Raw genomic sequence first — 7,921 nt, forward strand, 5'->3', positions numbered from 1 at the left:
CCAGACTCTTTTTCGTTTCCGTTTCCGGTCCGAATTTGATTCCGGTGGCCTTTGGAGTGGCCTTTGCCTTTCGGCGGATCCGACTTTATCAGAAGTTCTGAGTCGGAATTTCCGCCCCGCTCGGGGCGTCCTAGGCGCACGAGTGCGCGGGCTGCTTCCCGGTCAGGCGGAACCGCAAACGTACTGGAGCGGGGCGCCCGATGCAAATCGGGGGCCCCGCTCCGGAGTTCGCGCCTGTCGGAGGGTCAGACCTCGACGACCACGGGGAGGATCATCGGGCGCCGACGGTAGGTGTCGGAGACCCACTTGCCCACCGTGCGGCGGACGAGCTGCTGCAGCTGGTGCGGCTCCATCACGCCGTCCTGGGCGGACTTGTTGATCGCTTCCTCGATCTTCGGTACGACGGCGCTGAATGCCGCGTCGTCGATACCGGAACCCCTGGCATGGATGTCGGGGCCGCCCGTGATCTTGCCGGAAGAGCTGTCGACCACGATGAAGACCGAAATGATGCCTTCGTCGCCGAGGATGCGGCGGTCCTTGAGGGAGGTCTCCGTGACGTCCCCGACCGAGAGGCCGTCGACGTACACGTAACCCGCCTGGACCTTGCCGACGATCTTGGCCTTGCCGTCGATGAGGTCGACCACGACACCGTCCTCGGCGATGACGATGTGGTCCTTGGGAACACCGGTAAGGGCGCCCAGCTCGGCGTTGGCCCGCAGGTGACGCCATTCGCCGTGCACCGGCATCAGGTTCTTCGGCTTGCAGATGTTGTAGAAGTACAGGAGCTCGCCGGCCGAGGCGTGGCCCGAGACATGGACCTTGGCGTTGCCCTTGTGGACGACATTGGCGCCCCAGCGGGTCAGGCCGTTGATCACGCGGTAGACCGCGTTCTCATTGCCCGGGATCAGGGACGACGCCAGGATCACCGTGTCGCCCTGAACGATCCGGATCTGGTGGTCGCGGTTGGCCATCCGGGACAGTGCGGCCATCGGCTCGCCCTGCGAGCCCGTGCAGACCAGCACGACCTCGTCGTCCGGCAGGTCGTCGAGGGTCTTGACGTCGACGACCAGGCCCGCGGGAACCTTCAGATAACCGAGGTCGCGGGCGATGCCCATGTTGCGGACCATCGAGCGGCCGACGAAGGCGACCCGGCGGCCGTACTCGTGTGCTGCGTCCAGGATCTGCTGAATGCGGTGCACATGGCTGGCGAAGCTCGCCACGATGATGCGCTTCTGGGCGTTCGCGAAGACCGTGCGCAGGACGTTGGAGATGTCCCGCTCGGGCGGTACGAAGCCGGGCACCTCCGCATTCGTCGAGTCGGAGAGGAGGAGGTCGATGCCTTCCTCGCTCAGCCGGGCGAAGGCGTGCAGGTCGGTGAGCCGGCCGTCCAGCGGGAGCTGGTCCATCTTGAAGTCGCCGGTCGCGACGGCCATGCCCGCAGGGGTGCGGATGGCGACCGCGAGGGCATCCGGGATGGAGTGGTTGACCGCGATGAACTCGCAGTCGAAGACGCCGATGCGCTCGCGCTGGCCTTCTTCCACCTCAAGGGTGTACGGACGGATCCGGTGCTCCTGAAGCTTCGCCTCGATCAGTGCGAGGGTCAGCTTGGAACCGATGAGCGGGATGTCCGGCTTCAGGCGCAGCAGATACGGGACGCCACCGATGTGGTCCTCGTGGCCGTGCGTGAGGACGATGCCCTCGACGTCGTCGAGGCGGTCCCGGATCGTGGAGAAATCGGGCAGGATCAGGTCGATTCCGGGCTGCTCCTCCTCGGGGAAGAGCACTCCGCAGTCGACGATGAGCAGGCGGCCGCCGTACTCGAAAACCGTCATGTTGCGGCCGATTTCGCCGAGGCCGCCGAGCGGGGTGACGCGGAGGCCACCCTTCGGGAGCTTCGGCGGGGTGCCGAGTTCGGGATGCGGATGACTCAAAAGACTCTCCTTACCACGCACGCCACGTACCGCTGAGGCACGTGGCGTGCGTGTCATTCGTGCACTTGCTGTTCTCTGACGTCGCTCTTGTGAGTGTTCTTCGCGTATTCAGTTGTGAAGTCTGTGGTTACAGCTGTACCCCACCGGCGGCGAGGTCGATCTTGAGCTGGGCCGCTTCCTGTGCGGTGAGTTCCACCAGAGGGAGGCGCAGCGGGCCTGCGGGCAGGCCCTGCAGCGCCAGCGCCGCCTTGGTGGTGATCACGCCCTGGGTGCGGAACATGCCGGTGAAGACCGGCAGGAGCTTCTGGTGGATCTCGGTGGCCTTCTGGACGTCGCCACCGAGGTACGCCTCGATGAGGGCACGCAGGTCGGGGGTGACGACGTGGCCGACGACGGAGACGAAGCCGACCGCGCCGACCGAGAGCAGCGGGAGGTTCAGCATGTCGTCGCCTGAGTACCAGGCGAGGCCGGACCGGGCGATGGCCCAGCTTGCGCGGCCGAGGTCGCCCTTGGCGTCCTTGTTGGCGACGATTCGCGGGTGCTCGGCGAGCCGTACCAGTGTCTCTGTGTCGATCGGCACACCGCTGCGACCGGGAATGTCGTAGAGCATCACCGGGAGACCGGTGGCGTCCGCGATCGCCGTGAAGTGGCGGAAGATGCCTTCCTGCGGCGGCTTGTTGTAGTACGGCGTGACTGCGAGAAGACCGTGCGCGCCGGAGCGCTCGGCCGTGCGGGCGAGCTCGATGCTGTGGCGGGTGTCGTTGGTACCGATGCCGGCGACGACATGGGCCCGGTCCCCTACAGCTTCCAGGACCGCCCGTACGAGCTGGTCTTTCTCCGCGTCGCTGGTGGTCGGGGACTCGCCAGTGGTGCCGTTGATGATCAGGCCGTCATTGCCTGCGTCCACCAGGTGGGCGGCGAGCCGCTGGGCGCCGTCGAGGTCGAGTGCGCCGTCCGCCGTGAAGGGCGTGACCATGGCGGTGAGGACCCGCCCGAAGGGAGTCTGCGGAGTGGAGATCGGAGCCATGGGTAACACGCTACTCGCTGCTCAGCGCCCGGTGGTCCCTCGGGGGGACAAGGGAGAGGAGCCCGGCACTGCCTGCTCGGGGGTTCAAGCAGTGCCGGGTCCGTTTGATCAGCCTAGATGAACTTCACGAAACGTCGCAATACGGACACCGCTTACGGGGCTACGCGTCCATTCTTGTTGAAGGCTGCATGGGTGAGCGGCATGAGCCGAGCCCAGTGGTCCTCCATCTGTTCGCCGACCATTTCGATCTCACGCTGCGGGAAGGACGGGACCTTCGCCAGCTCGTGCTGGGTGCGCAGACCGAGGAAGTGCATCAGCGAACGCGCGTTGCACGTGGCATACATCGACGAGAACAGGCCGACCGGGAGCACGGCCCGGGCGACCTCGCGTGCGACGCCGGCAGCGAGCATCTCCTGGTACGCCTCGTACGCCTCGCGGTACGAGTCCTCCATCACGCGGCCGGTGAGCTCCTGCTGGGCCGCGGTGCCCTCGACGAACTCGTACTTGCCGGGGCGCCCCTGCTGGACGAGCTTGCGGGCCTCACCGGGAACGTAGAAGACCGGCTCCAGCTCCCTGTAGCGGCCCGATTCCTCGTTGTACGACCAGCCGACGCGGTGACGCATGAACTCGCGGAACACGAAGATCGGTGCGCTGATGAAGAACGTCATCGAGTTGTGCTCGAACGGGGATCCGTGACGGTCCCGCATGAGGAAGTTGATGAGCCCCTTCGAGCGCTCCGGGTCCTTCGTGACCTCTTCGAGGGACTGCTCTCCGGCCGTGGAGACACGGGCGGCGAACAGGACGTCGGAGTCGGTCGCGGAGTGCTTCACCAGCTCGACGGTCACATCGCTGCGGAAGCTGGGCTTTGCGGGCTCGGGGGTCTCGGTCACCGGCGGGGGTCCTTCCAATTGCGTCGCTCGGGCGGCGCCCACTCTACGGGCCGCCACCGACAACGAGCCTCACAAGGCCCGTCCGAGGATTTCTTCGGCGAATTCGGCGATTCGGGGCACCGAACGGGCCCGCCGTGCGTCTGACTCAATAACACCGTCTCCATCAGAGTTCAAGGAGAGCTTCCTCATGTTCCGCCGGCGTGAAGCCGTCCCGTTCGCTTTCGTGGCCGAGGCCGACCGATTCCGCAGCAACGTCACCCCGCCGCCCCGGGAGCGCGCCACCGTCTCCCAGCTGGCGGCCCGCTCCCTCGTGGGGCTGACCGTGATCGCCGGTCTCGCCGGATCGCTGCTTCTCGGCCTTCCGGCCCTCGCCCCGGAGCAGACTCCGTCGCACAGCCAGCAGACCGAGGCCGCCCACCGCTGACTCGTACGGACCCCTGGGGTGGTAGGGGCGGGGGCCTGCTCGGTAGCCTCACCGGGCACAGCAATCGAGCGTGCTTGTGAGTGAGGATCAGTCGTGCCCCTGCCCTTTCTGACGGCCGACCGCGCGTTTGACGCGAGCGCTGAGGACATTGCGCTGCCGTTCGACGACCACGACAGCTGGCGGCGCCCCTACCGCCCCGGGCCGTGGCGGGTCGCGGCGGCGGCCACTGCGTTGTTGCTCGCCTCGTTCGTGCTCATCGCGGGCATGATCATCGCGTTTGCCGGGGCGTTGCCCGGGGCTTCCCTATGTGTCGGGCTCGCCCTTGTGATGATCTTCTGCGCACTGCGACTGCTGCGGATGGGCGCCTGGGTGAGCCGGCACGGCGTACGGCGGGTGGGCTTCTTCCTGACGACGACCGTGTCGTGGAACCGGGCCGCCACGGTCCGTACGGTTCAGCAGCCGGTGAGGTGGCTCGGCTTCCCCCGCACCGTGCAGGGTCAGGCCCTGATCGTCGTACGGAAGGGTGGCGAGGCCGTGCCGCCGCTGCTCACCGACTGCAATGCGGACTTCCTCGGGCGTGGCGAGGCGTTCGACCGGGCCGCCGACACGATCGAGGCATGGGGGGACGAGTACCGGCGCGGCTGAGGGCCGTCCCGCAGGGCCTTCGTGTGGAGTGGCGGCAGGTCACCGTGCCGGTACGCCGGTCCATGCAGGCGAGCCGGTGCGGTCCGTGTCGGCGACGACGCGGTGCGCACCGGCACGCCGATGCGGACCGGGCCGATCGTGCGGCCGGTCCGCAGTTCGCGCACGCATGCCTCGACCGCGGCGGGAGTGCGGTGCGGGCCGAACGAGGCCGGCTGGACCGGCAGGCCGGATCCACTTCGCCCTCGGCGACGAACCCGCGTACCCACATATGAGCCGTCGTGCACGAGACACCCACCTCGGCCACGGCTTGGACTGGTGTACGGCGTCCGCGTCCGGTTCCGTCCTCGGACGCCGTACGGGCTCGAACGTCTCCTCAGTCGCCGGACGGGACCGAGGTCGCGGACGAGCCCGGTGCGCCCGTCGGCGTCGGGCTCATGTGCAGGGCGATGGCGCGCTGCATGGCCTTGCGGGCGCGCGGGGTGTCCCGGGCGTCCTGATAGGCGACGGCGAGGCGGAACCAGCAGCGCCAGTCGTCCGGGGAGTCCTCGGTCTCCTCGCGGCGCCGTGCGAACACCGCGTCGGCCGAATCGCGGTCGATACGGCCTCCCGGGGTACGGACCAGTTCGTCGACCGGCAGGCCACCCTCGGATTCGAGTTCGGCGGCGAGGGCGTTGGCCCTGCGGACGAACTGGGTGTTCTTCCAGAGGAACCAGATACCGATCACCGGCAGGATCAGTACCGCGACCCCGAAAGTGACCGTGATCAGCGTGCCGTGCTCGATGAGCAGCAGGCCACGGCTGCCGACCAGGACGAAGTAGAAGACCAGGACGGCAGCGGTGACGAAATAGGTGATCTTTGCGCGCATGGCGGTGGGCTCAGTCAGTTCAGGTCGAGGAAGTTTTCCAGGCCGAAGGTGAGGCCCGGAGTGGTCGCCACGCGGCGCGCGCCGAGCAGGATGCCCGGCATGAAGCTGCTGTGGTGCAGGGAGTCGTGGCGGATGGTGAGGGTCTCCCCCTCGCCGCCGAGCAGCACCTCCTGGTGAGCCAGGAGGCCGCGGAGCCGGATCGCGTGGACCGGGACCCCGTCCACGTCCGCGCCGCGGGCGCCGTCGAGCGCCGTGGCCGTGGCGTCCGGCTGCGGGGCGCAACCGGCCTTTCGCCGGGCCTCGGCGATCAGCTGGGCGGTGCGGGTGGCGGTGCCGGACGGAGCGTCGACCTTGTTGGGGTGATGCAGTTCGACGACCTCGACGGACTCGAAGTAGCGGGCTGCCTGCTCGGCGAACTTCATGGTGAGGACCGCGCCGATGGAGAAGTTCGGCGCGATGAGCACACCGGTCTCCGGGGAGGCGGAGAGCCAGGTGTTCAGCTGCGCGAGCCGCTCGTCGGTCCAGCCGGTGGTGCCGACGACCGCGTGGATGCCGTGCCGGATACAGAAGTCGAGGTTCCCCATCACCGACCCGGGCGTGGTGAGTTCGACCACGACCTGGGCGTCGTTCTCGGTGAGGGTCTCCAGCTTGTCGCCCCGGCCGAGAGCGGCCACCAGTTCCATGTCGTCGGCGGCCTCGACGGCTCGTACGGCCGCCGATCCGATGCGGCCCTTGGCGCCGAGAACGGCCACGCGCAGCTTGCTCATTGCTCTGCTTCCTTACGGGTGGGGTTAGGAGACCGCTTCGTCGAGGCGGCCGGCCTGCTTGTCCTTCAGCGGACCGATGACGGAGAGCGACGGTCGCTGTCCGAGGACTTCGCCGGCCACCGCCCGGACATCATCGGGGGTGACCTGTGCCATCCGGGACAGCAGGTCGTCGACCGACAGCTGCTCACCCCAGCACAGCTCGCTCTTGCCGATACGGTTCATCAGCGCACCGGTGTCCTCAAGGCCGAGGACGGTGGAGCCGGAGAGCTGGCCGATGGCGCGGCCGATCTCCTCGTCGCTCAGTCCGTCGGACGCTACCCGGTCGAGCTCGTCACGGCAGATCTTCAGGACATCGTGGACCTGGCTGGGCCGGCAGCCCGCGTACACGCCGAAGAGTCCGCAGTCGGCGAAGCCCGAGGTGTACGAATACACGCTGTAGGCGAGACCGCGCTTCTCCCGTACCTCCTGGAAGAGGCGGGAGCTCATGCCGCCGCCGAGTGCGGTGTTGAGCACCCCGAGTGCCCAGCGGCGCTCGTCGGTGCGGGCCAGACCGGGCATACCGAGGACGACGTGGGCCTGCTCGGTCTTCCGGTTCAGTACCTCGACCCGGCCTGCGGTGCGCAGGGGGCGGGAGCCCTCGCGCGGTGCGACCGGGACGGCGTCGGTGCGGGTCAGCGCGCCGGCCCGCTCGAAGGCCCGGCGGACCTGTCGGACGACCTTGGCGTGGTCGACATTGCCCGCCGCGGCGACGACCAGGTGGGTCGGGTCGTAGTGCTTCTTGTAGAAGCGGGCGATCTGGCCGCGGCTGAGCGCGTTGATCGTGTCGACGGTGCCGAGGACCGGACGGCCGAGGGGGGTGTCGCCGAACATCGTGTGCGCGAACAGATCGTGCACGCAGTCGCCCGGGTCGTCCTCGGTCATCGCGATCTCTTCGAGGATGACGCCGCGCTCGGCGTCGACATCCTCGGGGGCGATCAGCGAGCCGGTCAGCATGTCGCAGACGACATCGATGGCCAACGGCAGGTCGGTGTCGAGGACCCGCGCGTAATAGCAGGTGTACTCCTTCGCCGTGAAGGCGTTCATCTCGCCGCCGACCGCGTCGATCGCGGACGATATGTCGAGAGCACTGCGCCGGTCCGTGCCCTTGAACAGAAGGTGCTCGAGGTAGTGCGTCGCGCCGTTCAGCGTGGGTGTCTCGTCGCGTGATCCGACGTTGACCCAGATCCCGAAGGTGGCGGAGCGTACGGAGGGCAGGGTCTCGGTGACGATCCGCAGACCGCCGGGGAGGACCGTGCGGCGGACTGTGCCGACGCCGTTGCTGCCCTTGAGAAGCGTTTGGGTACGGGCGACGGCCCGCGCCTCGGAGGAGGCG

Annotated in this window: 8 protein-coding genes; 2 read left to right on the forward strand and 6 right to left on the reverse strand. The window is 68.1% G+C overall.

The window, feature by feature from the left end:
- Positions 1–245: 245 nt before the first annotated feature.
- The 3 genes from ACFU6I_RS46945 to thyX all read right to left on the reverse strand — a co-directional run bounded on the left by ACFU6I_RS46945 (position 246) and on the right by thyX (position 3,848).
- Positions 246–1,931, reverse strand: a complete 1,686-nt coding sequence (locus ACFU6I_RS46945; RefSeq protein ID WP_384380275.1) for a ribonuclease J — start codon at positions 1,929–1,931, stop codon at positions 246–248.
- A gap of 127 nt (positions 1,932–2,058) precedes the next feature.
- Complete coding sequence (dapA, locus tag ACFU6I_RS46950; RefSeq protein WP_345514408.1) at positions 2,059–2,958, reverse strand: 4-hydroxy-tetrahydrodipicolinate synthase; 900 nt, start codon at positions 2,956–2,958, stop codon at positions 2,059–2,061.
- 152 nt (positions 2,959–3,110) lie between these two features.
- Positions 3,111–3,848: an FAD-dependent thymidylate synthase gene (gene thyX, locus ACFU6I_RS46955; RefSeq protein ID WP_384380277.1), complete on the reverse strand. Its 738-nt coding sequence runs from the start codon at positions 3,846–3,848 to the stop codon at positions 3,111–3,113.
- A 187-nt stretch (positions 3,849–4,035) separates the two neighbouring features.
- Between thyX and ACFU6I_RS46960 the strand changes: the two genes are divergently transcribed.
- Positions 4,036–4,272, forward strand: coding sequence for a hypothetical protein (locus ACFU6I_RS46960; RefSeq protein ID WP_384380279.1), 237 nt, complete (start codon positions 4,036–4,038; stop codon positions 4,270–4,272).
- Positions 4,273–4,365: 93 nt separating this feature from the next.
- A complete protein-coding gene (locus ACFU6I_RS46965) occupies positions 4,366–4,917 on the forward strand; it encodes a hypothetical protein (protein WP_384380282.1) in 552 nt (183 codons plus the stop codon).
- Between the two features lie 373 nt (positions 4,918–5,290).
- Here the strand turns inward: ACFU6I_RS46965 and ACFU6I_RS46970 are convergent, their stop codons facing one another.
- The 3 genes from ACFU6I_RS46970 to ACFU6I_RS46980 form a co-directional block, all read right to left on the reverse strand.
- The gene (locus ACFU6I_RS46970; RefSeq protein WP_384380285.1) at positions 5,291–5,782 is read right to left on the reverse strand and encodes a hypothetical protein; all 492 of its coding nucleotides are present in this window, start codon (positions 5,780–5,782) and stop codon (positions 5,291–5,293) included.
- A 14-nt stretch (positions 5,783–5,796) separates the two neighbouring features.
- The gene (dapB, locus tag ACFU6I_RS46975; protein WP_384380288.1) at positions 5,797–6,549 is read right to left on the reverse strand and encodes a 4-hydroxy-tetrahydrodipicolinate reductase; all 753 of its coding nucleotides are present in this window, start codon (positions 6,547–6,549) and stop codon (positions 5,797–5,799) included.
- Between the two features lie 24 nt (positions 6,550–6,573).
- Positions 6,574–7,921, reverse strand: a 1,348-nt coding sequence (locus tag ACFU6I_RS46980) for a M16 family metallopeptidase (RefSeq protein WP_384380291.1), incomplete at its 5' end; no start/stop codon positions are given.

This window comes from Streptomyces sp. NPDC057486, assembly GCF_042802415.1.
In the GTDB taxonomy this organism is placed as follows: domain Bacteria; phylum Actinomycetota; class Actinomycetes; order Streptomycetales; family Streptomycetaceae; genus Streptomyces; species Streptomyces yanii.

Bases quoted from the DNA above. Each gene is read 5' to 3' on its own strand.
- dapA (WP_345514408.1), bottom strand. From the start codon at position 2,958: ATGGCTCCGATCTCCACTCCGCAGACTCCCTTCGGGCGGGTCCTCACC.
- ACFU6I_RS46960 (WP_384380279.1), top strand. From the start codon at position 4,036: ATGTTCCGCCGGCGTGAAGCCGTCCCGTTCGCTTTCGTGGCCGAGGCC.
- ACFU6I_RS46970 (WP_384380285.1), bottom strand. From the start codon at position 5,782: ATGCGCGCAAAGATCACCTATTTCGTCACCGCTGCCGTCCTGGTCTTC.
- dapB (WP_384380288.1), bottom strand. From the start codon at position 6,549: ATGAGCAAGCTGCGCGTGGCCGTTCTCGGCGCCAAGGGCCGCATCGGA.